This window comes from Peptoniphilus sp., from assembly GCF_022767005.1.
Lineage (GTDB): Bacteria > Bacillota > Clostridia > Tissierellales > Peptoniphilaceae > Peptoniphilus_A.
Genome location: NZ_JALEOV010000103.1, coordinates 61,763 through 87,967, shown reverse-complemented (window position 1 = coordinate 87,967; position 26,205 = coordinate 61,763). Strand labels below are relative to the sequence as shown.

The window sequence follows — 26,205 nt, the reverse complement described above, 5'->3', positions numbered from 1 at the left end:
TTATTATTATTTTGCACTTATATGCACCTCCTAGCTTAGTTTTAGCTATTTTAAGTTTAGGTCTAAATGCGTATAAGTGCAATTTTTTTACATAAAAATATCTGTTAGAGATTTACTCCCCAACAGATATTATAGAGCCATTTTTAAAAAACATTTGAACTACTGTAAAACAATAAGTTGTATAGGGGTTTAAGTGGTTTTTTAATACATAAAATTATCTGTCATAGATTTTATTTATATTATAAAGTTTTTAAAAATTTAGAATTGGATAGAAGAGACCAGAAAAACTGGCAAATAACAAAAAATTAGAAGATTTATAATTCAGATATATTAAATCTTAAAGATTGTGTGCGATTAGAAGATTTAAAAGAGTATAAAAGAATTAAAAAAATCTAAAACAATAGTTGATTTTAAGGTTAATATAAATAAGCAATACCTAGTTAAATAAGAGAAAAGGAAATAGTTGTAATATATAGATAATTCATGCTCTTTTTGTAGCATTTTTATAATTGAAATATAAATAATGTAATTGGTTTTATAATACTTTGATTAGTATTAATGTTGAAAATAAAATTTTTATTTTACTAGTGTTTATAATGATATCTGATATTTTAATGCCATCAATAGTTTAATGCATTAATAGTTAAATCTTGCCTTAAAAATTCCGCTATGATATAGTATTTTTGGAGGTTAAAATGAGTAAAGATATTTATTATAATGATATTTTAGATACATGGGTTGATGAAAATGAAGATTATATAACTACGAATAGAAGATATAAAGAATTATCAAAAGTAATGGATCCAATGTATGATTTTGTACTTACCTATTCTAATTATTATAATACTAGAAGGGATTATGGTTTTGGACCAAAGTTAACAATGATTGAAGTTCATATTTTGACAGAAATTTCTGATAAGCCTGGAATAACTGTAACAGAATTGGCTTTTAAGTGGAATAGAACAACTTCGGCTATATCTCAAACAGTTAGAAAGCTCATGAAACAGGACCTTGTATATAGAGAAAATTCTAAGACAAATGGAAAAATATTTCATTTATATGTTACAGAAACAGGAGAAAAACTTGTCTTTAGTCATAAGAAATATGATAATATTGATATTGTAAAAACAAAGAAAAAATTAATGGAGAGTTTTTCAATTGATGAGTTAGATGCATTTGATAGAATTTGTAAAGTTTATACTGAACTTTTAAAAGATAAAATAATTGAAGAAGAATAAGATAAAGAGCGTTTTGTAAATATTCGCTCTTTTTTTTTAATCTATATTAGAATATTTTAGCGCTTAATTATAATTATTTTATTAAAAATTAAAAATACACTTGAATTAGTAAATGGGTTGATATATAATACATTATACAGTTAAGCAGCTTAACAATTAACGTTATTTTAAAATAGGAGGGTATATGCTAAGTAAAGATATTATTTTGAATGAAATAGATAGTATGAAAAATTTTATATTTGAAACTAGAAGATATCTTCATGAAAATCCTGAACTTTCAGGAGAAGAGTTTGAAACTTCAAAATTTTTAAAAGAGGAAATTAAAAAACTGGGTCTTGAAATTAATGAAGTAGAAAAGACTGGATTTTATGCAATTTTAGATACAAAAAGACAAGGTAAGACAATAGCTATCAGAGCGGACATAGATGCTCTTCCAATTCAAGAAAATTCAAGAAATTTAGTTAATAAAAAAGTAGCAATCTCAAAAAATGATGGGGTAATGCATGCGTGTGGACATGACGGTCATATGTCTATTTTACTTGCATGTGCGAAATTTTTTGTGAAACATAAATCTGAATTTAAGGGAAAGATAATTTTTATATTTGAAGAAGGAGAGGAACAGGGAACAGGAATAAATGCAATGATAGATGCACTAAAAGGCATTAGTATTGATGCTATTTATGGTACACATCTTACATCTTTTATGAATGTCGGAGAAATTTCTGTAGATCCAGGTCCAGTAATGGCTGGAGCTGCCATGGTATGGTTTGATGTAATAGGAAAAGGTGGACATGGTTCGAGACCTGATTTATCAATAAATCCTATTTTCGCTGCTTCTAATATTCTGAATGGACTTACTAGTGCATGGTCAAATCAAATTGATGTTACTAAAACTGTAACATTAGGTATTGGATCAATAAATGGAGGTTCTAATTTAGCTCCTAATGTAATTCCGGATAGTGTAGAAGTAACTGGAACTCTTAGATTTTTTGATATGGAAGAGGGTATTAAAGCGCTAAAAATCATAAAAAATGTTGCAGAATTAACAGCTGGAGCCCATAAATGTAAGGTAGAGTTTAGAAAGAAAAATGGAATTTCTGTAGGACCTGTTTTAAATGATAAAAAATTATCGTTAATTGCCAAAGAGGCTATCAATAATTTATATTCAAAAGCATTAGTAGAAAATAAAACTTGGTTTGCTTCAGAGTCATTCTCTAAATATGGTGAAATTGCACCAAGTTTATTTGCCTTTGTTGGAACAAAAAACGATAAACTTGGTTCTGGTGCGGAACATCATAATGAATGTTTTGATATAGATGAAGAGTCTATGATATATGGATGTTGTGCAACAATTGGATTTGTAAATAAATTTTTAATGGAAACTTAATTTTAATGGAGAATTAATATGGATAAAAAAAAGAAAAGAAATTTTAAAATGCCTCATCTTCTTTATATAATGCTTGGTTTGTTAGTAATGATGTCTTTACTTACATATGTTATACCAGCAGGAAATTTCGGAAGGGATGCTAGTGGTAAAGTTGACGCAAGCGTATTTAATTATCTATCAAGCCAAACTCCCGTTAGCTTGGTTGATTTGTTTTTTATGTTACTTGGAGGACTTGTAGCTGCAGGGACTACTGTTTGGGTAGTTATGGTTAGTGCAGCAAATATGAATGTAGTTATGGATACAGGTGCAGTTGATGAAGTTTTAGAATATGCAACAATAAAATTAAAAAAATCTAGTACAAAAGTATTAGTCCCTATATTATACTTTTTAATATTATATATTGCAGCATTTGCAAGTACAGATGCACTGATTGCTGTTGTGCCAATAGGTGTTTTGTTTGCTAAAAGGTTAAAAATAGATCCTTTATCAGCATTAGGTGTCTCATTTTTCCCATCAATGATTGGATTTGGTTTAGGACCTACTTTAAGAGTTATTATCCCCCAAACTATGTTAAATCTTCCACCTCTTTCTGGTTTTGGAATGAGGATGTTATTGTTAAACATATTTGGAATAGTGGGACTTTTATATACTTTTAGATATATTAAAAGAGTTCAAAAAGATTCAAACAATTCATTAATGCATAATGAAGATTGGAAAAGCGAATTAATTGTAGATGATGTAGATAAAAGTAATATGGATATGCCAAAAAGATCTGTAATAGTTTTAATTCTGATGATTCTTCAATATGTAATATTAGTGGCATACTTTTTAATATTTAAAGAAAAGCCTATGGAATTTATTGTAGGATTCTTTTTAATAGGTGCTATTTTTATAGGGTTAGTTGGAGGTATGAATGCAGATGAAGTTGCAAATTCCTTTGTAAGAGGACTTGCGAATATGGCATTTGTTGTATTTATCATAGGTCTTGCTACAACAATGCAGACGGTTATGGTACAGGGAAATATATTGGATACTATAATATTTTCTATAACAAGACCTCTTATGAATTTAAACAGGTCAATATCTGCTATTGGAATAACGGCAGTTATCACATTGATAAATCCATTTGTACCAAGTGTAACAGCTAAAGCAGCAGCTTTAATACCAATAATAGAGCCTCTTACAAATGCACTAGGTATACATCCTCAAATTGCATGTCAAGCTTTTTTAATGGGAGATAGCTTTACAAATATGATATCGCCAGCACTAGGATGGACTATGGGTGCTTTAACGATAGCGAAAGTACCATATGATAGATGGATAAAATGGGTTATTAAACCTATGTTATTATTTGTTTTTATGTCATTTATAGTAATATATATATTAAATACAATTGGATGGACAGGAATATAGAAAGAAAATATATGTAAAATTAATAATCGAATATTTAGAATAAAATACAAAATAAAAATAGGAGGAATTATGAAATACGATTTTAAGACTAGAGTAAATAGAAAAGGACAAGGTTCTTTAAAATGGAAAGATATGTATGAGAAAAAAAGAGATGTAAGTGAAGGTGTTGTACCTTTGTCAGTAGCCGATATGGAATTTAAACATCCTGAAGAATTAATTTCAGGTTTAAAAGAACATATAGAAAATACGGTATTGGGCTATACAGGACCTACTGATGAATTTAAACAATCTGTTGTAAATTGGATGCAAAGACGTCATAATTTTAAAATTGAAAAAGATTGGATAGTAAATACTTCTGGTGTAGTACCTGCATTTTTCAATGCAATTCGTGAATTTACAAAAGAAGGGGACGGAGTCATAATTATGAGTCCAGTATATTATCCATTTTATAATGCTATTAAATTGCAAAATAGAAAGATTGTGGATTGTCCTTTAGTTGAAAAAGATGGATATTATACAATAAACTATGAACTTTTTGATGAGTTATCAAAAAACAGCAAAAATAAAATTTTATTATTTTGCTCTCCTCATAACCCTGTTGGTAGAGTATGGAAAAAAGAGGAGCTTGAAAAACTTGCAGACATTATTAAGAAGAATGATGTGTTATTATTATCTGATGAGATACACTTTGATTTGATAATGCCAGGTTATGAACATACTGTTTTTCAAACAATAGATGAAGAAATAGCAGAAAGAACAATAACATTTACAGCACCTTCAAAGTCTTTCAATATTGCAGGTATGGGAATGAGTAATATAATTATTAAAAACAAAAAGCTTAGAGAGAGATTTATAAAGGCACTTGAAAGTATATCTGCTATTCCTACGACAGCTGTAGGATATAAAGCTTGTCAAATTGCATATGATAAATGTGAACAATGGCTTGATGAGTGTATTGATGTTATTGATGGAAATCAAAGATTGGTAAATAGCTTTTTTGAAAAAAGATTTAACAATATAAAGGCACCTTTAATAGAAGGAACATATTTACAGTGGGTAGATTTCAGGTCTTTAGGATTTGATAAAGAGAAATTGGAAAAATTTATGATAGAAGAAGCAGAATTATTTCTAGATGAAGGATATATATTTGGAAAGAATGGAGAAGGATATGAAAGATTTAATCTAGCAGTTCCAAAAGAAGTGCTAGAAGAGGCTTTAGAAAGATTAGATAAAGCTTTAAATAGACTAAAGAAATAGCATTAATTCAGGAAAAAGCTTATTATAAATGCATTCTATTGATAAAAAACTAACTCTAAAACAATTGCTAGAGTTAGTTTTTTTATAAAGGAATGTGTAAAATTATTCATAATGGAACTGATAATATCAAAAAACTAATAATTAAAACTATTAAATTATTTTAATTTAATAGAAAAAACTTATTTGAGATTGCTTTTTGATGTATATTAAAATACTATAAGGCATAAAAATACGACTATATAATAGCAAGATTTTTGTTAAATTATAGAGTCAGAGAATTTAAAACAAAACATTATTGTTATAAACATATTTATACTAATAAAAGGTATGAGAAAAATATTTTTTGAAAAAAGAAAATTCGCAAAAACATAATAAGTCAATAGGCGAAAAGAATCTTATCGCAAAAATACTGCAAGACTTGAAAATAATATATTTATATTATTTTACAAAAATGATTTAAAAACAAAGCAAACTATTGACAAGGATGAATAAAAGCCATATAATATCCAATGTACCTAATGATAGCGTACTATACGTTTATTGAGATAAGTTAAAAGAAAAGTTCAAAAAACGTCAAACTTTGCATTATGTATCCTTAGCTCAGCTGGATAGAGCGTCTGGCTACGGACCAGAAGGTCGGGGGTTCGAATCCTCTAGGATACGCCATCAAAAACTTGTAATTTTATGTTACAAGCTTTTTTCTTTTGCAGGAGTGCTGGAATAGGCAGACAGGCATGTTTGAGGGGCATGTGCGAGAAATCGCGTGAGGGTTCAAGTCCCTCTTTCTGCACCAAAGAATTTATATGCATCAACGCCAATCTATGAGCGCATTTTTCATTATAAAATTTTCATAGGAAAACACCGTTATCACAATGTAATTATTTACACATTTCGTTGTTGTTAATGGTGTTTTTTAATTTCCAATAACACCATAATTATTAATATGTATAAATAGGAGTGTATGGTAGTATGAAAGTTAATAGCAATGGTTTTATGTTAGACAAGAATCAAGAAATGTTTCTAAAAGTTAAAAAATTAGAAAATGTTAGTAAACACACATTGAAAAATTATCAATCGTTATTTTCTAAAATGGGTTAAAATAGCTGTTTTGAACAGGTTTTTTATGCCTTACTGCCTTTTTTTATGTTTTTCTAAAATTTTTACACCAATTTTACACCAACTTTTACACCAAAATTATACAAATTTTTATAAACTACATTAAAATAAAAAATAATATTCTTGCTTAATAGAAAAATGTTAGTGAGATTTAGACATCTGTGTTATACTAAAATAAGCAAAATGAAGGAGGATTTTTATGGAGCAAAATATCTATTTAGATAAAGAGCGTCTGGAAAATTCCAAAGAAACTACTAAATCTTTGGGAAAATCTCTTGAAATTGATTCTCTTAAAGAAAAAGTTATAGAACTTAATAAAAAACAAATGGAGCCAGGTTTTTGGGACGACAATGAAAGTGCCCAAAAAATTATAAATGAAACAAATTTATATCAAAAAAAGATAGATCAGTATGATGAGTTAAAGGAATTAATTGGCGATGCACAGGATCTTATTGACCTTATGGAAATTGAAGATGATTATTCTTCTTATGCAGATTTTCAAAATACAGTTGATGAGATTGAAAGGAAGACTGCCGAGTTTAAGCTTAATACTCTATTAAATGGAGAGTACGATTCTCACAATGCTATTCTTTCTATTCATGCAGGTGCCGGTGGTACTGAGGCACAAGATTGGGCAAGCATGCTTCTTAGAATGTACACTAGATATGCTGAAAACAAGGGATTTAAAATCGAAACTCTTGACATTTTAAAGGAAGATGAAGCTGGAATTAAGTCTGTTACTCTTAGAATTTCTGGCGATAATGCTTATGGATATTTGAAGGGTGAAAAGGGCGTGCATAGACTTGTAAGAATTTCTCCTTTTGATTCTAATAAGAGAAGACATACTTCTTTTTCATCTGTGGATGTCTTTCCTGAACTTGATGATGATAATGAAGTTGAAATAAGGGAAGAAGAGTTAAAGATAGACACATATAGATCTTCAGGAGCTGGTGGACAGCACGTTAATACTACTGATTCTGCTGTTAGAATTACACATATTCCTACTGGAATTGTTGTTCAATGCCAAAATGAACGAAGCCAAATTCAAAACAGGGAAAAGGCAATGAATATGCTAAAAGCAAAACTTATTGCTCTTGCTGAGGAAGAAAAAAAGGAAAAAATTGAAGATCTTCAAGGCAATTATTCACAAATTGCATGGGGCTCACAAATTAGGTCTTATGTATTCCAACCCTATACAATGGTAAAGGATCACAGGACCAATGTAGATGTTGGCGATGTTGAAAGGGTAATGGATGGAGATTTAGATATTTTTATTAATGCCTATTTGCAAAAAAAGGCAACTGGAGAAAGTTGAGGTTAAAATGGCAAAGGATGTAATTATTGCACTTGATTTTCCAAGTAGCGAAGTGGCTCTTGATTTTTTGAAAAATTTTAAAGATGAAAAAGTTTATGTAAAAGTTGGAATGGAACTTTTTTATAAAGAAGGTCCAAGTATTATTAAAGAAATAAAAAAATTAGGACATAAAATATTTCTGGATTTAAAAATACACGACATTCCAAATACTTGCAAGGGTGCTACAAATTCTCTTATTTTACTTGATGTTGATATGATAAATTTTCATATTGCTGGTGGCAAAAAAATGTTAAGCGAAGCAAGTGAAGTTGTTAATAGCAAAAAGCCAGAGCTAATTACTCTTGGTGTTACTATGTTGACTTCTACTGATGAAGAGGTAATGCACAATGAACTTAAAATTGACAGAGAAAAATCTCTCGACGATGTTGTTCTTGATTATGCAAAACTTGCAAAAGAAGCTAAACTTTCTGGAATAGTATGTTCTGCACTTGAAGTTCCAAAGATAAAGGAAAATTTAGGAGCAAATTTTATTACTGTTACTCCTGGAATTAGAAAGGTAAAGGGAACTGACGACCAAAAGAGAGTTGTAACTCCAAGTGAGGCACGAGAACTTGGCTCTGATTATATTGTTGTTGGTAGACCTATTACAAAGGCTGAAGATCCATTAAAAGAATATAAAGAAATAAAAAGAGACTTTTTGGGAGGAGAATGATGAGAGAAATCGCAAAAATTTTATTAAAATTAAAGGCTGTAACACTTTCACCAGAAAAACCATATACTTGGGCATCTGGCATAAAGTCACCTATTTATTGCGACAATAGACTTATACTTTCTTATCCAAAGGACAGAAAAGTCGTTGAAGATGAACTTGTAAATTTAATTAAGGAAAAATATCCTGATGTAGAATACATTATGGGAACTGCAACTGCGGGCATTCCTCATGCTGCTATTATAGCTGATAAGATGGATTTACCTATGGGATTTGTAAGATCTTCAAATAAGGATCATGGCAAGCAAAATAAAATTGAAGGTGCTAAAATTCAAGGTGCAAAAGTTGTTGTGATTGAAGATTTATTTTCAACTGGAGGCTCATCTATTGAAGCCGCAAAGGCACTAGAAGAGGTTGGTTATGATGTCCTTGGGATAGTGAGTATTTTCACATACAATATGAAAAATGCTGCTAAAAATTTCAAAGATTCAGGTTTTAATCACGATTCTCTCACAAATTTTGATGAACTTATAGAAGTTGCTCATGAAATGGACTATATTAAGGAAAGTGAAATTAAAAAGTTAAAATTATTTAGAGAGAATCCAAAGGATTCATCGTGGATGAATGATTAATTTATTTTTGGGTAAAGGGAAAGTGTATTTTAACTTAGGGGGAAGAATAGTTGAATTATTATAGAGCTTTAAGAAATTTAATGCCTTATGCCAATAAAATATTAAAAAATAAAGATAGATTAAATAAAGTTGTCGAGGAGTCCATATCAAAGACAAATAAATTGGACTTGTTTAAAAAAATTTCCAGAGAACTTAAACTTGCTCTTGGTTTAGTAATTGACTATTCTAAGGGAAATTATAGAGATGTAAAAAAGAAAGATATTATTTTAATTGTGGCAGGGTTTTTATATTTACTAAATCCAGCAGACATTGTTCCAGATTTTATTTTATTCTTTGGATTTTTTGATGATTTAAGTGTTTTAACTTTTATCCTAAAGAAGCTTGATAAGGAATTAGAAAAATATGATGCATGGAAAAATACTAGAAACTGATTTTTTTAGAAGAGATACAGTTGAAGTTGCAAAAAATTTATTAGGAAAGAAAATTATCAGAAATATTTCTGGTAATTTTTTCTATGCAAAAATTGTGGAGACTGAAGCTTATCTAGGTCTTAAAGACAAAGCTTGTCATAGCTATGGTGGGAAAATTACTGAGAGAAATAAAATTTTATATAAGGATGGCGGCCATATCTATGTATACTTAATTTATGGAATGTACAATCTTTTAAATATTGTTACAAAGAATGAAGGAGAACCAGAAGCAGTGCTTATTCGTGGAGTTGAACCCTTAGAAAATTTTGATGGATTTGCTATTAATAGATTTGGAAAAAGCTATAAAGAACTTTCAAATTATCAAAGAAAAAACATAAGCAATGGACCAGGAAAGCTTTCTTTAGCTCTTAATATTGATAGAAATTTAAATGGAAAAATTCTATCTCCCGATTATCTTTATATAGAAGATGGCGAAGAAGTGAAAAATATAATTACTTCAAAAAGAATTGGTATAGATTATGCGGAAGAGGATGCAGATCTTCCACTTAGATTTTACATAGGGAACAGTCAACATATTTCAGTTAAATAATGTGGATTTTTGTTAACTTATAATTTATAATAGGTTAATGTAAAGGTGATGTAATGATTAGCATAAAAAACTTGTCTTTTAAATATGATTATGAAGACGAAAATGCAAAACAAATTTTAAAAAATATTGATTTAGAAATAAATGAAGGAGAGTTTGTGGCATTACTTGGACATAATGGTTCAGGTAAGTCAACTCTTGCCAAGCTTATAAATGGACTTTTAATTCCAGGCGAAGGCGACGTAATTGTAGATGGAATGAATACAAAAAATGAAGAAGAAATTTGGGATATTAGAAGAAATGCGGGCATGGTTTTTCAAAATCCTGACAATCAATTAGTTGCGACTATAGTTGAAGATGAAGTTGCCTTTGGTCCTGAAAATCTTGGAGTTGATCCAGTAGAAATTAGAAGAAGGGTGGACAAGGCATTACTTGATGTCGGCATGATTGATTACAAAAAAAATGCACCTCACCTTTTATCTGGTGGGCAAAAACAAAGAGTTGCCATAGCTGGAATTCTTGCAATGAGCCCAAAGTATATAATACTTGACGAACCAACTGCCATGCTTGATCCAAGTGGAAGGCGCGAAGTAATTGATACTCTTGTGAAATTAAATAAGGAAGAAAACAAAACTATCATCCTAATAACTCACTACATGGAAGAGGCTGCAATTAGCGATAGAGTTATAGTAATGGAAGATGGAAATATTGTGCTTAGAGGAAATCCTAGAGAAGTTTTTTCTCATGTCGAAGAAATAAAAAAATTGGGATTAGATGTTCCACAAGTAACGGAACTTGCACATGAATTAAAAAAAGAAGGTATTGAAATTTCCACAGAAGTTTTAAATATCGAAGAAATGGTGAAGGAAATATGTCACTTATAGAAATTAAAAACTTAACACATATTTACAGTGAAGGTCTTCCCTTTGAGAAGATAGCAATAGATAACTTAAATTTAAGCATCGAAGAAAATGAATTTATTGGACTAATTGGTCACACGGGATCTGGAAAATCAACTTTTATTCAACATTTAAATGGTCTTTTGAAGCCAAGTAGTGGAGAAATAATTGTAGATGGAACTAAAGTTGATAAATCTAGCTCTAATTTAACAGAACTTAGAAAAAAAATAGGCTTAGTGTTTCAATATCCAGAGTATCAACTTTTTGAAGAAACCATAGAGAGAGATATTGCCTTTGGACCGAAAAATTTAGATTTAGATGAAGATGAAGTTTTAAAAAGGGTTAAATCTTCTATGGATTCTGTGGGTCTTCAATATGAAATTTATAAAGACAAATCTCCCTTTGAACTTTCAGGTGGACTCAAGAGAAGAGTCGCAATAGCTGGTGTACTTGCAATGGAACCAAAGGTTTTAATACTTGACGAACCAACTGCAGGACTTGACCCAAGAGGCCGAGACGAAATTTTAAGTGAAATAAAAAGTATTCACGAAAAAAGAAAAATTACAGTCATTCTAGTTTCTCACTCTATGGAAGATGTGGCAAAAATTGCAGAAAGAATTATTGTAATGGATAAGGGAAAAGTATTTTTAGATTCCAACCCAAGAGAAATTTTTAGAAATGAAGACAAACTTCTTTCCGTTGGACTTGGAATTCCACAAATCACATCTCTTATGAGAGCATTGAAGAAAAAGGGACTTGATATTAACGAAGACTCAATAACAGTTGAAGAAGCCAAGGAGTCACTAATAAAATATTTGAGAGGTGTTTCTCGTGTTTAAAGATATTACAATTGGACAATACTTTCCTGGAGAAACGCTAGTTCACAAGTATGATCCAAAATTAAAAATTCTTACAATGATGATATTCATTGTATCGCTATTTTTTATTAGTTCAATTTATATGTATATACCTGTTGTAATTTATTTGTTATTAATTATTTATGTGGCAAAATTACCAATGGGATTAGTTCTTCGTGGACTTAAGCCATTGAGATGGATTATCCTTGTAACATTTATTATGAATTTATTTTTCACGCCAGGTGAAGCTAAGTACACTTTAGGATTTTTGAAAATTTCACAAGCAGGGATTGACCTTGCGGTATTTATGGGCATAAGACTTGTTCTATTAGTTCTTGGCACAAGTTTACTTACTTATACGACTTCTCCAATTGAATTAACAGACGGGATCGAGTCGCTACTAAGACCTTTTAGAAAAATTGGAGTGCCTAGTCACGAGATAGCAATGATGATGACAATTGCCCTTAGATTTATACCAACGCTAATTGAAGAAACGGACAAGATTATGAAGGCACAAATGGCGAGAGGTGCAGATTTTGAATCGGGAAATATAGTAAAGCGTGCAAAAAATTTAGTTCCATTACTTGTTCCTCTTTTTATAAATTCCTTTAGAAGAGCAGAAGAACTTGCCACAGCAATGGAAGCGAGATGTTACAAAGGTGGAGATGGCAGGACTAAGATGAATGCATCAAAAATAGTCAAGAAGGATGTAATTATTTTTGTTGGCAATATAATATTTTTTGCAGCAATAATTTTGGTTTCTAAATTATGAATATTTTAATAAAAATAACCTACGATGGCACAAAATTTCATGGCTTTCAATTGCAACCAGATGAGAGAACTGTGGAAGGAGAACTAAATAAAGGTCTAGCAAAAACTTTAAATAAAGAAGTAAAAATTTTTTACGCAGGAAGAACTGACAGAGGGGTTCACGCTCTTGGTCAGTATGCAAATTTTTATTCAGACACGACAATTGACATTGGAAATCTTCCGAAAGTTATAAATTTTAATTTACCAGAAGATGTTTCTGTCGTTGGAGCAAAATATGTTTCTGATGATTTTCATGCAAGATATGATGCAAAGTTAAAAAAATATCGTTATGTTGTACACCGCTCTAGGTATAGAAATGCGCTACTTTTAAATAAAGCTTATGAGTACCCCTATGAAGTTGACCCAGAGAGAATGAGGAAGGCTCTATCCTATCTTCTTGGAGAACATGATTTCAATTCTTTTATGGGAAAGGGTGCAGTTGTCAAGGATTCAATAAGAACTATTGAAAAAATTGACGTAATTGAAGATGGAAATTTTTTGTATTTAGATTTTATTGCTAAGAGCTTTCTAAAAAACATGATACGCATAGTTACTGGGACAGCTCTTGAAATTGGAAGAGGTCAAAAAGAAATTGAATATATGAAAGAAGCCTTGATAATGAAAAAAAGAAAGGCTGCTGGGCCAACAGCACCAGCCTGTGGACTATATTTAGTAGATGTAAAATATTAGCCCACAGGCTTTTTATTGCAAAATTTTTTGGATTATCTTATATCCTAAAAGGAAAGATTTTACAACTTTAAAAATTGCGGAAAAGTGCAATAAATTGATAATATAAAAAGTATTTGGTATAATTATTTTAGTTAATTTGGAGGTGTAATAGTGGATAATAAATATCTTGTTAATGGTAATGAGGCTGAAGGTAAAGTTAAAATTTCTGAAGATGTCATCGCTACAGTTGCGTCTGTTGCAGCTGAGAGTGTTGATGGTGTTGTAAAAGTTGGATCTAACTTTAAGTCTCAAGTTACTGACATTTTAAATACAAAAAACTTCAATAGGGGCGTTAAAGTTAATATTGGCGAAAGAGAAACTATTGTAGATGTATATATTACTATTGAGTACGGAATAAAAATCGTTGAGGTTTCTGAAAGGGTGCAAGCACAAGTTAAGGAAGCCATTGAAAATATGACTGACTTTGATGTTGTTGAAGTGAATGTTCATATATCAGGCATCGCTGTTAAAAATTCTGAAAAGACGATTGTAAAATGAGTAGAAAAAAAGCAAGAATAGGCGCAATGCAGGCATTGTTTTCCATGGATATAAATAATGATTTTTCTTTAGAGAATCTAAATTTATTTATGGAAAACAATCACTTCTTAGGTGATGAATCTGACTATATCAATAGAGTTATACCAGATATTCTGGAAAAACTTGACACTGTTGACGAGACAATTGAAAAGAATTTAAAGGGCTGGACTATGGCTAGGCTTGCAAAGGTGGATAGACAAATTTTAAGAATTGCTGTCTATGAATTTTTATATAAAGACGACATTCCACCTGAGGTTTCTATTAACGAAGCTGTTGAAATTGCAAGGCTATATAGTTCCGACGATTCACCTAAATTTATTAACGGAATTTTGGGAACTATTTATAGGAGTTTTTAATTTGGCAAAGGCTGCTTTTAATGTAAGTGAACTTAATAATTACATCAAAAAGCTGATTTCAATGGATTACATCCTAAGAGATATTACCATTACTGGTGAAGTTACAAATGTGAATATTCATAACAATGGTAATATTTATTTTTCCTTAAAGGATAAGTTTGCACGAATTGATGCAATGGCAAGTCAAGATGATGTAAATGTTGAATTACTTGATGGCGTCAATGTTATGGCAAGGGGAACTGTTACTTATTACGAGAGAAGTGGCAGAATTTTTTTGTATGCTACTGAAATCAAGCTAGATGGCAAGGGTAATCTCTACCAAAAATATTTGAAATTAAAGGAAAAACTAAGCAATGAGGGGCTTTTTGATGCTTCTCATAAGAAAAAAATCAAGAAGTATCCGTCTTCTATTGGATTAATTACTTCTACAAGTGGTGCAGCCATAAAAGATGTTGTAAATCTTTTTAGAAAAAGAAATAAAACCTGTGATATTTATATTTTTCCAAGTCTTGTTCAAGGTGATGCAGCTAGTTGTAATTTGATTAGCGGTGTAAAATATTTCAACGAAGTAAACATAGTAGACACTATAATAATCGCTCGTGGCGGTGGAAGTTTTGAAGATTTATTTGTCTTTAACGATGAAAAACTTGCTAGAGAAATTTTTGCGTCAAAAATACCAGTTATTTCTGCAGTAGGGCACGAAATTGACTACACAATATGTGATTTTGTATCGGATCTTAGGGCAGCGACACCTACTAATGCAGCTGAACTGGCGACAATTAGTGAAGATGAAATTTTATCACAATTATCTAAAAAATTATCAGATTTGAATAATTTAATGGAGAGAAGAATTAGTTACAGTCATCTAAAACTTCTTAATTTGTACAAAAATATTTCTCTAAAAAATCAAGTTCACAAGATAAATTTTATGACTCGTGATCTTTTATATAGAGAGACTTTACTAAATAATTCTATGAAAAAGATTTTGCAGGCTTATGGTTATGAACTTCAAAAGAAGAGATTTTATTTGCAAAATTTCAAACTTAATAAGTCAAAGGAAATAGAAAATTATTCTTATAGGCTTAAAAATATTTCTGTAAAATTAAATTCTAAAATCAGTAAAAATAGAGAAAGTTTAGATTTTAATAAAAAATTTTTAAATTATTATTTTAATTCACAAATTAAAGATAAATTTGACAAATTTAAGAACTATGAAAAATTTATTTTAAATTACGATTTAGAAGAGAGATTAAAAAATGAGAAAGAAAGGCTAAATTTTTTAAATATTAGACTAAATTCAGCCTATGACAAGATTAATAAAGTTGAGATTTTTACAGAGGATGGCTTAGAGATAAACTCTGCTAAAAATGCTAAAATTGGAGAAATTATTTCTCTAAAATTTAAGGATGGCAGTGTGAAATCAAAGGTTCAAAAGGTGGAAATGAGGGATTAGATGCAAAAAGATTATGAAAGTTCTTTTAGAGAGCTTGAAAAAATTATAAAGGAGCTTGAGTCTAAGGACATTAGTCTTGAAGATTCCATAAAAAAATACGAAGAAGGCATTGAACTTTATAAGTATTTGAACAATACATTAAAGGCATACGAAGGGAAAATAAAAACTATTTCAGAAGAAAATTCTAAATATATAGAGGACAATAAAGATGACAGATATAGATAATTTACTTGAAAAATTTAACAATTATTTGGGTTCCTTACTTGAATACGACGAAAGTTCACAACATAAAGTCATTGATTCTATGAAATATTCATTATTTTCTGGCGGAAAGAGAATTAGACCGATGTTAACTCTCTTGACTTTTTGCGAATTTTCTGATGATAATTTGGATAAAATTCTTCCCTTTGCTGCTGCAATCGAAATGATACATACTTATTCTCTAATTCATGATGATCTTCCTGCAATGGATAATGATGATTTTAGAAGAGAAAAGCCAACTAATCACAAGGTTTACACTGAGGGAATTGCAATTTTAGCTGGAGATGGACTTTTAAATATGTCCATGGAAATTCTCCTAAGACATATTGAAAACATTGAAGATATCAATGACCTAAAACTTGCAATAAGGGCAATGAAATATATTTACAACGCAACTGGTGTAAATGGAATGATTGGTGGACAAACTATTGACATAGATTTTAATGTTTCAGATTATACCGAAGAAATTTGCGAAAATATGTACAAGCTAAAGACAGGTGCTCTCATTAAGGCTTCTGTCGTAGTTGGAGGCATAATTGCAGGTGTAGAAGCGGACAATATCACAAAACTTTCTAAGTTTGGCGAATCCATTGGTATTGCATATCAATTTGAAGACGATCTTCTTGATGAAGACAAGGATCCAGACAGTGGTGAAATAAATATGCTTTACTTCAAGAGTAAAGAGGAACTAAAAAATGAAATTATTGAATTAACAAAGATTTCTTATGATGCATTAGAAGGCCTTGAACTTAAAGACAACTTGCTAAAAAGTTTTGTTGCGAAGTTAATAAATAGGAGCAGATAATGGCAAAAACACGTGCAGATGTATTATTAGTTGAAAAAGGCTTAATTGATTCACGAGAAAAAGCCAAGAGATTAATAATGGAAGGCAAGGTTTTTATAGGCACTGAAAGAGTGGAAAAGCCAGGAGCGCAATTAAAAGACGATGTAAAAATATATATTAAGGGCTTAGAAGACACCTTTGTCTCAAGAGGTGGTCATAAGCTAGAAAAGATGATTGACGATTATGAAATAGACCTAAGAGATTCTGTATGCGTTGACATAGGTGCATCAACTGGTGGTTTTACACATTGTATGTTAAAACATGGTGCAAAAAAAGTTTATGCCATTGACGTTGGATACAATCAACTTGATTATAAACTTAGAATGGACGATAGAGTTGTATCACTTGAAAGAACAAATATTAGATATTTTGATACAGAATTAATTTCTGAAGAAGTAGATTTTATTTCCATTGACGTTTCCTTTATTTCCCTTGAACTTGTACTTCCTATTGCAAAGGAAATTTGTGGTGAAAAGGGCAAAATTGTCGCATTAATAAAGCCACAATTTGAGGCAGGAAAGGGAAAAGTTGGCAAAGGTGGAATTGTAAGAGATAAAAAGGTACATATTGAAGTTATTGAAAAAATAATTGAGCTTGCAAAAGAATTAGATTTAAATATTTTAGCTTTGACAAATTCTCCAATAAAGGGAACAAGTGGCAATATTGAATTTTTAATTTATTTGTCAAATTCTGATAAAACTAATGAAAACTTTGATGCAAGTGAAATTGTAAATAGTGCTTATGAAAATTTAAATGATTAGGTGAAAAATGCTTTTAGAGTTAAATATCGAAAATTTTGCAATAATTGAAAATATGAAAATTGAGTTTGAAACTGGTTTAAACGTATTAACTGGAGAAACTGGTTCTGGTAAATCAATTATCATAGATTCTCTGGGACTTGTCCTTGGACAAAGAGCGAATAAGGATATTATAAAAAAGGGAAAAGATAGGGCTTTTATAGAGGCTGTGTTTTCCTCATATGATGATGAGACAAAAAATCTTTTATCTGAATATGGAATTGATTCAGGTGATTTAATAGTAATTTCAAAGGAAATTAGAGAAAAAGGGCCTTCTATTACTAGAGTGAACAACAGGACTGTTACTTCTCAAATTTTATCAAAAATTTCAACACATTTAATTGATATTTTTGCACAACATGAGTCTATTTCACTTATGGACAATAAAAATCAGATGAAATTAATTGACGATTTTTCTGGCAAAGAGCAAAGAGATTTACTTTTAAAAATAAGACAAATTGTTCAAGAAATAAATGATTTAAGAAGTGAATACCAAGAAAAGTCAAGTTTAGAAAAAAACAAAGATAGAGAAATGGATTTATTAGAGTATCAAATCAAGGAAATTGAAGATGCGGCTTTAACTGATTATGACGACCAAGAACTCTACGACGATTTCAATGTTTTAAACAATATGACTGACACTTTAATAAAATTATCAGAAGCAAAGGCGCTTATTAATGACGGTTACGAAAATGTATCTGCTGAAGATATTTTAGATAAAATAATCGTAAATATAGTTGATGTTACAAAGTTTAACAAAGATTTAAAAGCAACTGAAGAAGAACTTGAAGATATTAGATATAGATTATCTGATATCGCAAAGGAACTTGACAGATATATTAATTCGAGAGAAGTGGATGAGGAAAAACTTCAATACCTAAGAGAGAGGATCGATTTAGTAAATAATTTAAAATTAAAGTATGGAAATAATGTTAAAAAGATTGATTCTTTTTACGAAGAAATAAATGAAAGGCTTGTTTTTTTACAAAATTTTGAAGACAACTTGCAAAAACTTTTAAATAAAATAAAAAATCTTGAAGATGAAGCTTTAAAGATTGCGAAAAAAATTAGCGACAATAGAAAAAAGACTGCAAGAGTTTTAGAGAAAAAAGTGGAAGAAGAAATCAACAAATTAAATATAAAAGATGCAAAATTTAAAATTGACTTGAAAGAAAAAGATTTATCAAGCGATGGAATCGATAAAATAGAATTTTTAATTGCGCCAAACTTAGGTCAGGATCTAATGCCTTTGGCAAAGGTTGCATCTGGCGGTGAGATGAGTAGAATTATGCTTGGTTTTAAGAGCATCATCGCTGAAAAAGATAACATTCCTACTCTTGTTTTTGACGAAATTGATACGGGAATAAGTGGAAAGACTGCACAAATTGTTGGAAATAAAATAAAGGAAGTTGCAAAAAAAAGACAGGTCATAGTAATTTCTCACTTGCCACAAATTGTAGCACTAGCAGACACACATTTTGCAATTAAAAAAGATGTGGTAAACAATAGTACAATTTCAACAATTGATAAATTAGATTATGAACAAAGAGTACAAGAAGTTGCAAGATTAATTGGCGGTATGAATGTAAGTGAAGTTGCAATAGAAACTGCAAAGGAAATGATTGGTGATTAAATGGCAAATTCAAATTATGAAGAGAGAACTATGAAATCCACGAAGATTTTTGATGGTAAGGTCTTACAACTTAGAGTAGATACAGTTGAGATGGAAGGTCAAAAGTATACTAAAAGAGAAATTGTGGAAAGACAACCTGCTGTTGGCATAGTTGCAATTACTGAAAATGACGAAATTATTTTAATAAAGCAATATAGAAAGGCTATTGACAAAGAGATTTACGAACTTCCAGCAGGAATGGTAGATTTTGGAGAAGAACCACAAAAGGCGGCTCTTCGAGAGTTAAAAGAAGAAACTGGTTATGATGCAAAAAAATCTGATTATTTGCTTGAAATTTATTCATCTCCAGGATTTACAAATGAAAAATTATTTATTTTCTACGCAGAAGGACTTACTGCAGGAGATCAGCATCTCGACGAGTTTGAACATTTGACAGTAGAAAAAGTAAAATTTGATGAAGCTTTAAAATTAATAAACTTAGGGGAGATAATCGATTCAAAAACTGTCGCAGGAATTTTGTATTACAATAATTTTAGGAGGAAAAATGGATAATTCTATTAAATATATAAGAGAAAAGATAAGTGTCGAGCCTGAAATTGGAATTGTACTAGGTTCAGGTCTTGGAGATTTTGCAGATTCAATCGAAAATAAAATTGAAATATCGTATAAGGATATTCCAGGTTTTCCAGTTTCTACAGTTAAAGGTCATGATGGAAAATTAATTTTTGGAAAAATAAATTCAAAAAATGTCTGTGTAATGAAGGGGAGAATTCATTTTTACGAAGGTTACGAAATTTCTGATGTAGTTTATCCAATAAAAGTTCTTGCAGATTTGGGAATTAAGACATTAATCCTCACTAATGCTGCAGGTGGAGTTAACGTGGATTTTAAACCGGCAGATCTAATGATTATTACAGACCACATAAATTTAATGGGCAAAAATCCATTAATTGGACCTAATGATGATACTATTGGACCAAGATTTCCAGACATGACTGATTTATACACTCCTGAACTTGTGAATATAGCTGAAAATTCTGCAAAAAAACTTGGCATTAACATAAGAAAAGGTGTCTATATATATTTTACAGGGCCATCTTATGAAACTGCTGCTGAAGTTAGAATGGCAAGGATACTTGGAGCGGATGCCGTTGGAATGAGCACTGTTCCAGAAGCAATTATTGCAAGGCACAGAGGACTTAAGATTTTAGGAATTTCAACAATTACAAATATGGGTACAGGAATCCTAGATACACCACTTAATCACGCAGAAGTTGTGGAAGTTGGAAAAGAAGTTGCAGGCAAATTTAAAGAACTTTTAAAAGAAATCATTGAGGAGATTTGATGAATTTTTTAGACATTATTCAAAAGAAAAAGGAAAATAAAGTTTTAACTGAAGATGAAATAAATTATTTTATAGAAAATTATGTAAAGGGAGAAATTCCAGATTATCAAGTTTCTGCTTTTTTGATGGCAGTTTATTTTAATAAACTAAATTTAGATGAAACTTATTATTTAACAAAGGCAATGATTGATTCGGGAGATAGAGTTGATCTATCTGAGGTGCCTGGATTAAAAGTCGACAAACATTCCACAGGTGGTGTGGGAGATACTGTTACCCTTGTACTTGGACCGTTAATTGCTTCAGTTGGTCTTGTTTTTGCAAAGATGAGTGGCAGAGGCCTTGGACATACTGGTGGGACTCTTGACAAGCTTGAATCTATCCCTGGATTTAATATAAATATTAGCGGAAAAGATTTTGTGGAAATTTTAAAAAAATCAAATATTGCAGTAATTGGTCAAACAGAAAATATTGTACCTGCTGATAAGCTTTTATACGCATTGAGAGATGCAACGGCAACAGTTGATAATGTAAGTTTAATTGCATCATCAATTCTTTCCAAAAAAATTGCATTAGGAACAGATGCCTTAGTTCTCGATGTAAAAGTTGGAAATGGCGCTTTTATGAAAGATGTTCCATCAGCAGTTGAGTTATCAAAATTAATGGTAAGTCTTGGCAAAAAATTTGGTAGAAATACAAAGGCAATTATCACTAGTATGAACGAACCTCTTGGCGATGCAATTGGAAATAGCCTTGAGGTAATTGAAGCCATAAATGTCTTAAAGGGTCATGGATCAAAACACTTAAAAGAAATTTCCCTTAAAATTGGTTCAAAGCTGATGATTATTGAGGGAATTGCAAAAACTGAGGATGAAGCAAGAAAAATCCTTGAAGAAAAAATTAAGGATGGATCTGCAATAGAAAAATTCAAGGAAATGGTTGAACTTCAAGGTGGAGATCCAACATACATTGACGATGTAGAGAAATTTAAAAAGTCATCAATAATAAAAGACATTTATAGCGATGAATCAGGATACGTAAAATCCATTGAAGCAATTGAAATTGGAATTGCGTCAAGAGACCTTGGAGCAGGAAGACATAAAAAGGGAGATGTACTCGATTTGAGTGCAGGAATTTACCTTCACAAAAAAGTTGGCGACTACGTAGAAAAGGGCGAAAAGATAGCTACAATCTATACAGAAAAGGAAAGTGAAGTAAGAGGAGCAATGGAAAGAATTAAAAAAGCCTACGCCTTTTATGACAAAAAAGAAGATTATAAATTAATTATAGAAGAGATTGATTGAGATGAGAAATTTTGATATAGCGTCAATTGCAATAAATATTATTGCACTTTTGATTGCCATAATTCCACATGAGATAGCACATGGATATGTTGCATATCTGTGTGGAGATACAACTGCAAAAGACGATGGAAGGCTTAGCTTAAACCCACTTCACCACATAGACCCTATTGGTTTAATTTCTATGCTTGTTTTTAGGTTTGGATGGGCAAAGGCTGTGCCAATTAACCCATATAGATTTAAGGGCAATAGAAAAGTTGCATCTCTTTTAGTTTCACTTGCAGGAGTTTTCACTAATTTTATTCTTGGGTTTATTTCTGGGATTATTTTAGTTTATTTAAACTATAAGTCTTCTTTTTTAGTTCCACTTTTCACATCAATTTTTTGGTACAATATTATGCTCGGTGTATTTAATTTAGTGCCATTGCCACCCCTTGATGGATCAAAGGTATTGGCTACACTTTTACCAGAAGATTTGGAATATAAATTTTATAAGAATGAAAAATACTTTTATTTTGTGTTAGTTATAATGATTTTTTCAGGAGTGGTGGACAAATTTATAGCGCCGATTATCGAAAGTATTTTAAGCGGAATTATTTATCTGGGAATTAATCTATGGAATACAATATTGTTTTAAAAACTTATGAAGGTCCAATGGATCTTCTTTTAGATTTAATAAAAGAAAAGGAAATAGACATTTACGACATACCGATTTTCACAATTACTGAAGAATTTTTAAAATATATTGAAAATATGAAGAAGTTAAACCTAACCCTTACTTCAGATTTTATTTTAATGGCATCAACCCTTTTGGAAATAAAATCAAAAATGCTTCTTCCAAAAAAGGAAATCCTAGATGATGATGAAGAGGTGGAAGAAGATCCACGACTTGACTTAGTAGAAAGCCTTTTGGAGTATAAAAAGTATAAAGAGGCTTCTGAAATTTTAAAAACTCAAGAAGAATACGAGTCAAAATCCTTTTACAAGTTAAAAACTGAAATATTTTCAATGAGTGAAATGGATTTTTTAAAGGAATCAAATGTTGAAAAACTATCCATTGCTTTTTACAATATTTTAAAAAGATATAAGGACAAGGAAGTCATTGGAATTGAGAGAGAGTATTTTAAAGTTGAAGATGCTTCCAGAAAGATAAAACAAGCACTAAAGGAAAATAAAAAAATAAAATTTAGCGAACTTTTAGAAGATATAGTTTATAAAGTTGATGTTATAACTTATTTTTTAGGAATGCTTGAACTTATTAAGAACGAATACATTATAGCAAATCAAAGCGACAATTTTGGCGATATTTTAATTGAAGAGAGAAAATACAATGGACAAGAACAGACTCAAATCAATAATTGAATCAATACTATTTATTTGGGGAGACCCCATAAGTTTAGATGACATTGCAAGCACTCTTGAACTTAAAAAGGACTATGCAAGAGAAATTCTTATGGAGATGAAAGAAAATTATAAAAATGAAACATCGGGACTTAGGCTTAGAGAAATTGATGGAAAATTTCAAATTGGAACTAAGCAAGAAAACGAGCCCTATTTAAAAAACTTAATTAAAGAAAAGAAGGAGAAAAATCTTTCAAAGCCAGCTCTTGAAACTCTTTCTATAATAGCCTATAAGCAGCCAGTAACAAAGGTTGAAGTAGAAGAATTGAGAGGAGTAAATTGTGATAGCACGATTAAGGGTCTTCTTGATTTTGATTTAATAGAAGTTTCTGGCAAACTTGATAGAATTGGACATCCAAATTTGTATAGCACAACTGATAAATTTTTACAAAAGTTTGGCATGAAAAATTTGGAAGAACTGCCTGACCTAAAGGAATTAGAGGAGGAATCTAATTGAGATTACAAAAATATATGGCTCATTGTGGAGCTGCATCCAGAAGAAAATGCGAAGAATATATTCAAGAAGGGCTTGTAAAAGTAAATAACAAAATTGTCACAGAACTTGGTACAAAAATTGACCCAAATGTTGATAGAGTTTACTTAAATGGAAAGAGACTAACTCTTGAAAATAAAAAAGTTTATATGATTTTAAATAAACCAATTGGAGTTGTTACAAGTGCAAATGATGAGAAAGACAGACAAACAGTAACAGACTTTGTACCTGACGATTACAGAGTTTATCCTGTGGGAAGGCTTGACATCGACACAACTGGTTTAGTGCTACTAACAAATGACGGCGAGCTTGCAAATATTTTAATGCACCCAAGATATAAAATCGGCAAAAAATATATTGTTACAGTCGAGGGAACTCCCAACGCTCACGAACTTTCTTTACTACGAGGAGGTCTTGACATAAGAGATTTAAAAACTTCGCCAGCCAATGTTAGAATTTTAAAAAGTTTTAAACAAGATTCCATTTTAGAAATAGAAATTTTTGAGGGACAAAACCATCAAGTAAAGAGGATGTTCGACTACATTGGTCATAGTGTAAAAAAATTAAAGAGAATTTCCATGGGAAAAATTGAATTGCTAGACCTTGAAGTTGGAAATTATAGATATTTAAATGAAAATGAAATAAAATACTTAAAGGGATTAAAATGATTGTAAAGGAAAAATATTTTGAGATAGTGGATGAAGTGCTATCTCATAATTTTTTAGGTAAAATTGCAGTTGATGCTACTGTTGGAAGGGGCAATGACACTTTAAAACTTTTAAAGGCAGTGGGAAGAGATGGCTTTGTTTATGGTTTTGATGTGCAAGAAGAGGCAATTTCATCAGCAGAAAAAAATTTAAAGGATTTTAAAAATTATAAATTATTTTTGGATAGTCACGAAAACATTGATAAAATAGAAAAATTTGATTTAGTAATTTACAATCTTGGATTTCTTCCAGGCTCTGATAAAAAAATTACAACTTTAAAAGATTCAACTATTATGTCCTTAAAAAAAGCCAAGGAAAAAATAAATGATGGCGGAATAATAATTGTGGTTTCCTACTTAGGTCATGAGAATTCTTTTGAAGAAAGAGAAGGCGTTGACGAATTTATAAAAAGTCTTGACCAAAAGAAATTTAAAGTAGAAAAAAGAGAATTTTACAATCAAAAGCACAATCCACCAATTGTATATCTAATCGAGAAGAAGGTAGGGCCATGAAAATCGCAATAATCGGCGGAGGACCTGCGGGAATGATGTGTGCTATAAAGGCGGCAGAAAATCACGAGGTATTTCTCTACGAAAAAAATGAAAAATTAGGTAAAAAATTATTTATTACGGGCAAGGGAAGGTGTAATCTAACAAATTATTGTGACGAGAGAGAGTTTTTAAAAAATATTGTAAGAAATAAAAATTTTATGTATTCATCAATTTATTCACTTTCGCCCTTTACAACTTATTATTATTTTGAAGAACTTGGTCTGCCACTGAAAATTGAGCGTGGCAATAGAGTTTTCCCTGCAAGTGATAAATCTTCTGATGTAATAAAAATTTATGAAAAAAAATTAAGGGAAATGGGAGTAAAAATAAAACTAAATTCTGAAATTAAAAGCATAAAAAAAGATGAAGATTGTTTTGTTTTAAATGATAGAGAAAAATATGATAAAGTTGTTATTGCAACTGGTGGGGTATCCTACAAGTTAACAGGTTCAACTGGAGACGGATACAAATTTGCAAAAAATTTTAATCACAAAGTAGTGGAGACTGTGCCAGGACTTATAGGGATAAATTTATATAATGGATTTAGTTTAGCAGGACTAACTTTAAAGAATGTTGAGTTAAAAGTAGTAAAAGATAAAAAAATAATTTCAAGGGAATTTGGCGAGCTTCTTTTCACTCACAGAGGTATTAGCGGTCCTATTGTTCTAACGACTTCTAGCAAAATAAATAGGTTAAGAGATTTTGAAATATATTTAGATTTAAAACCAGCTTTAACTAATGAAAAATTAGACAACAGAATTTTGAGAGATTTTTGTGAAAATCAAAATAAAATTATAGAAAATGTAATGAGATTACTATTGCCACGAGATTTAATTTCCTATATTCTTGAAAGTGCAGAAATCGAAAGTGATAAAAAGGTAAATCAAATTACAAAGGAAGAGAGAGATAAATTAGTTAAAACTATAAAGAACTTTGAATTAAAATTTGAAAGTTTAGACGACATCAATAGGGCAATAATTACTAGTGGTGGCGTTGATGTAGTTGACATAGATCCAAAAACAATGGAGTCAAAAATTGTAAAGGGACTTTATTTTATTGGAGAAGTTCTTGATGTAGATGCAGTAACTGGTGGATTTAACATTCAAATTGCAAATTCAACTGGTTACAATTGTGGGATTAATTTGTAATC

At 30.5% G+C, this 26,205-nt stretch carries 30 protein-coding genes and 2 tRNA genes; all 32 read left to right on the top strand.

What is annotated here, in order from left to right:
- Positions 1–695 precede the first annotated feature (695 nt).
- The 32 genes from MR285_RS08035 (at position 696) to MR285_RS07880 (ending at position 26,203) form a co-directional block, all read left to right on the top strand.
- Complete coding sequence (locus tag MR285_RS08035; protein WP_293559787.1) at positions 696–1,238, top strand: MarR family transcriptional regulator; 543 nt, start codon at positions 696–698, stop codon at positions 1,236–1,238.
- Positions 1,239–1,422: 184 nt separating this feature from the next.
- Positions 1,423–2,625 carry an amidohydrolase gene (locus MR285_RS08030; RefSeq protein WP_293559786.1) on the top strand — a complete coding sequence of 401 codons (1,203 nt, stop codon included), beginning with the start codon at positions 1,423–1,425 and terminating at the stop codon, positions 2,623–2,625.
- 18 nt (positions 2,626–2,643) lie between these two features.
- Positions 2,644–4,038, top strand: a complete 1,395-nt coding sequence (locus MR285_RS08025; protein WP_366934102.1) for an AbgT family transporter — start codon at positions 2,644–2,646, stop codon at positions 4,036–4,038.
- Positions 4,039–4,107: 69 nt separating this feature from the next.
- Positions 4,108–5,295 (top strand): MalY/PatB family protein, encoded by a 1,188-nt coding sequence (locus MR285_RS08020; protein ID WP_293559785.1) that lies wholly within the window; start codon positions 4,108–4,110, stop codon positions 5,293–5,295.
- A gap of 589 nt (positions 5,296–5,884) precedes the next feature.
- Positions 5,885–5,961, top strand: a tRNA-Arg gene (locus MR285_RS08015).
- A 40-nt stretch (positions 5,962–6,001) separates the two neighbouring features.
- Positions 6,002–6,088 (top strand) — tRNA-Leu (locus MR285_RS08010).
- A 176-nt stretch (positions 6,089–6,264) separates the two neighbouring features.
- Positions 6,265–6,393 carry a hypothetical protein gene (locus MR285_RS08005; RefSeq protein ID WP_293559784.1) on the top strand — a complete coding sequence of 43 codons (129 nt, stop codon included), beginning with the start codon at positions 6,265–6,267 and terminating at the stop codon, positions 6,391–6,393.
- A 217-nt stretch (positions 6,394–6,610) separates the two neighbouring features.
- A complete protein-coding gene (gene prfB / locus MR285_RS08000) occupies positions 6,611–7,726 on the top strand; it encodes a peptide chain release factor 2 (protein WP_293559783.1) in 1,116 nt (371 codons plus the stop codon).
- Between the two features lie 7 nt (positions 7,727–7,733).
- A complete protein-coding gene (gene pyrF / locus MR285_RS07995) occupies positions 7,734–8,438 on the top strand; it encodes an orotidine-5'-phosphate decarboxylase (RefSeq protein ID WP_293559782.1) in 705 nt (234 codons plus the stop codon).
- Positions 8,438–9,067, top strand: a complete 630-nt coding sequence (pyrE, locus tag MR285_RS07990; RefSeq protein ID WP_293559790.1) for an orotate phosphoribosyltransferase — start codon at positions 8,438–8,440, stop codon at positions 9,065–9,067. The genes pyrF and pyrE overlap by 1 nt, the downstream gene beginning before the upstream one ends.
- A gap of 50 nt (positions 9,068–9,117) precedes the next feature.
- The gene (locus tag MR285_RS07985) at positions 9,118–9,498 is read left to right on the top strand and encodes a DUF1232 domain-containing protein (RefSeq protein WP_293559781.1); all 381 of its coding nucleotides are present in this window, start codon (positions 9,118–9,120) and stop codon (positions 9,496–9,498) included.
- Positions 9,473–10,087 carry a DNA-3-methyladenine glycosylase gene (locus MR285_RS07980; RefSeq protein ID WP_293559788.1) on the top strand — a complete coding sequence of 205 codons (615 nt, stop codon included), beginning with the start codon at positions 9,473–9,475 and terminating at the stop codon, positions 10,085–10,087. The genes MR285_RS07985 and MR285_RS07980 overlap by 26 nt, the downstream gene beginning before the upstream one ends.
- 53 nt (positions 10,088–10,140) lie before the next feature.
- Positions 10,141–10,968 (top strand): energy-coupling factor transporter ATPase, encoded by an 828-nt coding sequence (locus tag MR285_RS07975; RefSeq protein WP_293559780.1) that lies wholly within the window; start codon positions 10,141–10,143, stop codon positions 10,966–10,968.
- Positions 10,956–11,822 (top strand): energy-coupling factor transporter ATPase, encoded by an 867-nt coding sequence (locus MR285_RS07970; protein ID WP_293559779.1) that lies wholly within the window; start codon positions 10,956–10,958, stop codon positions 11,820–11,822. Before MR285_RS07975 ends, MR285_RS07970 begins: the two co-directional genes overlap by 13 nt.
- Positions 11,815–12,612 carry an energy-coupling factor transporter transmembrane protein EcfT gene (locus MR285_RS07965; protein ID WP_293559778.1) on the top strand — a complete coding sequence of 266 codons (798 nt, stop codon included), beginning with the start codon at positions 11,815–11,817 and terminating at the stop codon, positions 12,610–12,612. The genes MR285_RS07970 and MR285_RS07965 overlap by 8 nt, the downstream gene beginning before the upstream one ends.
- Complete coding sequence (truA, locus tag MR285_RS07960) at positions 12,609–13,340, top strand: tRNA pseudouridine(38-40) synthase TruA (protein ID WP_293559777.1); 732 nt, start codon at positions 12,609–12,611, stop codon at positions 13,338–13,340. Before MR285_RS07965 ends, truA begins: the two co-directional genes overlap by 4 nt.
- Before the next feature lie 150 nt (positions 13,341–13,490).
- Positions 13,491–13,877, top strand: coding sequence for an Asp23/Gls24 family envelope stress response protein (locus MR285_RS07955; RefSeq protein WP_293559776.1), 387 nt, complete (start codon positions 13,491–13,493; stop codon positions 13,875–13,877).
- Positions 13,874–14,272 (top strand): transcription antitermination factor NusB, encoded by a 399-nt coding sequence (gene nusB / locus MR285_RS07950; RefSeq protein ID WP_293559775.1) that lies wholly within the window; start codon positions 13,874–13,876, stop codon positions 14,270–14,272. Before MR285_RS07955 ends, nusB begins: the two co-directional genes overlap by 4 nt.
- A 1-nt stretch (position 14,273) precedes the next feature.
- Complete coding sequence (gene xseA, locus MR285_RS07945; RefSeq protein WP_293559774.1) at positions 14,274–15,725, top strand: exodeoxyribonuclease VII large subunit; 1,452 nt, start codon at positions 14,274–14,276, stop codon at positions 15,723–15,725.
- Entirely contained in the window at positions 15,726–15,950 is a 225-nt protein-coding gene (xseB, locus tag MR285_RS07940) for an exodeoxyribonuclease VII small subunit (protein ID WP_293559773.1), read from the top strand.
- A complete protein-coding gene (locus tag MR285_RS07935; RefSeq protein ID WP_293559772.1) occupies positions 15,934–16,791 on the top strand; it encodes a polyprenyl synthetase family protein in 858 nt (285 codons plus the stop codon). The genes xseB and MR285_RS07935 overlap by 17 nt, the downstream gene beginning before the upstream one ends.
- Positions 16,791–17,591 carry a TlyA family RNA methyltransferase gene (locus tag MR285_RS07930; protein ID WP_293559771.1) on the top strand — a complete coding sequence of 267 codons (801 nt, stop codon included), beginning with the start codon at positions 16,791–16,793 and terminating at the stop codon, positions 17,589–17,591. Before MR285_RS07935 ends, MR285_RS07930 begins: the two co-directional genes overlap by 1 nt.
- Before the next feature lie 7 nt (positions 17,592–17,598).
- The gene (recN, locus tag MR285_RS07925) at positions 17,599–19,260 is read left to right on the top strand and encodes a DNA repair protein RecN (protein WP_293559770.1); all 1,662 of its coding nucleotides are present in this window, start codon (positions 17,599–17,601) and stop codon (positions 19,258–19,260) included.
- The gene (locus tag MR285_RS07920; protein WP_293559769.1) at positions 19,261–19,812 is read left to right on the top strand and encodes an NUDIX hydrolase; all 552 of its coding nucleotides are present in this window, start codon (positions 19,261–19,263) and stop codon (positions 19,810–19,812) included.
- Positions 19,805–20,605, top strand: a complete 801-nt coding sequence (locus MR285_RS07915; RefSeq protein ID WP_293559768.1) for a purine-nucleoside phosphorylase — start codon at positions 19,805–19,807, stop codon at positions 20,603–20,605. The genes MR285_RS07920 and MR285_RS07915 overlap by 8 nt, the downstream gene beginning before the upstream one ends.
- Positions 20,605–21,906: a pyrimidine-nucleoside phosphorylase gene (locus MR285_RS07910; RefSeq protein ID WP_293559767.1), complete on the top strand. Its 1,302-nt coding sequence runs from the start codon at positions 20,605–20,607 to the stop codon at positions 21,904–21,906. Before MR285_RS07915 ends, MR285_RS07910 begins: the two co-directional genes overlap by 1 nt.
- Position 21,907: 1 nt before the next feature.
- Positions 21,908–22,540, top strand: coding sequence for a site-2 protease family protein (locus tag MR285_RS07905; RefSeq protein WP_293559766.1), 633 nt, complete (start codon positions 21,908–21,910; stop codon positions 22,538–22,540).
- Positions 22,519–23,265, top strand: coding sequence for a segregation/condensation protein A (locus MR285_RS07900; protein WP_293559765.1), 747 nt, complete (start codon positions 22,519–22,521; stop codon positions 23,263–23,265). Before MR285_RS07905 ends, MR285_RS07900 begins: the two co-directional genes overlap by 22 nt.
- Entirely contained in the window at positions 23,234–23,761 is a 528-nt protein-coding gene (gene scpB / locus MR285_RS07895; RefSeq protein WP_293559764.1) for an SMC-Scp complex subunit ScpB, read from the top strand. Before MR285_RS07900 ends, scpB begins: the two co-directional genes overlap by 32 nt.
- Positions 23,758–24,465 carry a pseudouridine synthase gene (locus tag MR285_RS07890; protein WP_293559763.1) on the top strand — a complete coding sequence of 236 codons (708 nt, stop codon included), beginning with the start codon at positions 23,758–23,760 and terminating at the stop codon, positions 24,463–24,465. The genes scpB and MR285_RS07890 overlap by 4 nt, the downstream gene beginning before the upstream one ends.
- Positions 24,462–25,016, top strand: a complete 555-nt coding sequence (locus MR285_RS07885) for a class I SAM-dependent methyltransferase (protein ID WP_293559762.1) — start codon at positions 24,462–24,464, stop codon at positions 25,014–25,016. The genes MR285_RS07890 and MR285_RS07885 overlap by 4 nt, the downstream gene beginning before the upstream one ends.
- Entirely contained in the window at positions 25,013–26,203 is a 1,191-nt protein-coding gene (locus MR285_RS07880; RefSeq protein WP_293559760.1) for an NAD(P)/FAD-dependent oxidoreductase, read from the top strand. The genes MR285_RS07885 and MR285_RS07880 overlap by 4 nt, the downstream gene beginning before the upstream one ends.
- The last annotated feature ends 2 nt before the right edge of the window (positions 26,204–26,205 follow it).

Bases quoted from the DNA above. Each gene is read 5' to 3' on its own strand.
- MR285_RS08030 (WP_293559786.1), top strand. From the start codon at position 1,423: ATGCTAAGTAAAGATATTATTTTGAATGAAATAGATAGTATGAAAAAT.
- pyrE (WP_293559790.1), top strand. From the start codon at position 8,438: ATGAGAGAAATCGCAAAAATTTTATTAAAATTAAAGGCTGTAACACTT.
- MR285_RS07900 (WP_293559765.1), top strand. From the start codon at position 22,519: ATGGAATACAATATTGTTTTAAAAACTTATGAAGGTCCAATGGATCTT.
- truA (WP_293559777.1), top strand. From the start codon at position 12,609: ATGAATATTTTAATAAAAATAACCTACGATGGCACAAAATTTCATGGC.
- MR285_RS07915 (WP_293559768.1), top strand. From the start codon at position 19,805: ATGGATAATTCTATTAAATATATAAGAGAAAAGATAAGTGTCGAGCCT.
- MR285_RS07975 (WP_293559780.1), top strand. From the start codon at position 10,141: ATGATTAGCATAAAAAACTTGTCTTTTAAATATGATTATGAAGACGAA.
- scpB (WP_293559764.1), top strand. From the start codon at position 23,234: ATGGACAAGAACAGACTCAAATCAATAATTGAATCAATACTATTTATT.
- MR285_RS07980 (WP_293559788.1), top strand. From the start codon at position 9,473: ATGCATGGAAAAATACTAGAAACTGATTTTTTTAGAAGAGATACAGTT.
- MR285_RS07905 (WP_293559766.1), top strand. From the start codon at position 21,908: ATGAGAAATTTTGATATAGCGTCAATTGCAATAAATATTATTGCACTT.
- pyrF (WP_293559782.1), top strand. From the start codon at position 7,734: ATGGCAAAGGATGTAATTATTGCACTTGATTTTCCAAGTAGCGAAGTG.
- prfB (WP_293559783.1), top strand. From the start codon at position 6,611: ATGGAGCAAAATATCTATTTAGATAAAGAGCGTCTGGAAAATTCCAAA.
- MR285_RS08020 (WP_293559785.1), top strand. From the start codon at position 4,108: ATGAAATACGATTTTAAGACTAGAGTAAATAGAAAAGGACAAGGTTCT.
- MR285_RS07970 (WP_293559779.1), top strand. From the start codon at position 10,956: ATGTCACTTATAGAAATTAAAAACTTAACACATATTTACAGTGAAGGT.
- MR285_RS07885 (WP_293559762.1), top strand. From the start codon at position 24,462: ATGATTGTAAAGGAAAAATATTTTGAGATAGTGGATGAAGTGCTATCT.
- nusB (WP_293559775.1), top strand. From the start codon at position 13,874: ATGAGTAGAAAAAAAGCAAGAATAGGCGCAATGCAGGCATTGTTTTCC.
- MR285_RS07910 (WP_293559767.1), top strand. From the start codon at position 20,605: ATGAATTTTTTAGACATTATTCAAAAGAAAAAGGAAAATAAAGTTTTA.
- recN (WP_293559770.1), top strand. From the start codon at position 17,599: ATGCTTTTAGAGTTAAATATCGAAAATTTTGCAATAATTGAAAATATG.
- MR285_RS08005 (WP_293559784.1), top strand. From the start codon at position 6,265: ATGAAAGTTAATAGCAATGGTTTTATGTTAGACAAGAATCAAGAAATG.
- MR285_RS07880 (WP_293559760.1), top strand. From the start codon at position 25,013: ATGAAAATCGCAATAATCGGCGGAGGACCTGCGGGAATGATGTGTGCT.
- MR285_RS07935 (WP_293559772.1), top strand. From the start codon at position 15,934: ATGACAGATATAGATAATTTACTTGAAAAATTTAACAATTATTTGGGT.
- MR285_RS08025 (WP_366934102.1), top strand. From the start codon at position 2,644: ATGGATAAAAAAAAGAAAAGAAATTTTAAAATGCCTCATCTTCTTTAT.
- xseB (WP_293559773.1), top strand. From the start codon at position 15,726: ATGCAAAAAGATTATGAAAGTTCTTTTAGAGAGCTTGAAAAAATTATA.
- MR285_RS08035 (WP_293559787.1), top strand. From the start codon at position 696: ATGAGTAAAGATATTTATTATAATGATATTTTAGATACATGGGTTGAT.
- MR285_RS07930 (WP_293559771.1), top strand. From the start codon at position 16,791: ATGGCAAAAACACGTGCAGATGTATTATTAGTTGAAAAAGGCTTAATT.
- MR285_RS07920 (WP_293559769.1), top strand. From the start codon at position 19,261: ATGGCAAATTCAAATTATGAAGAGAGAACTATGAAATCCACGAAGATT.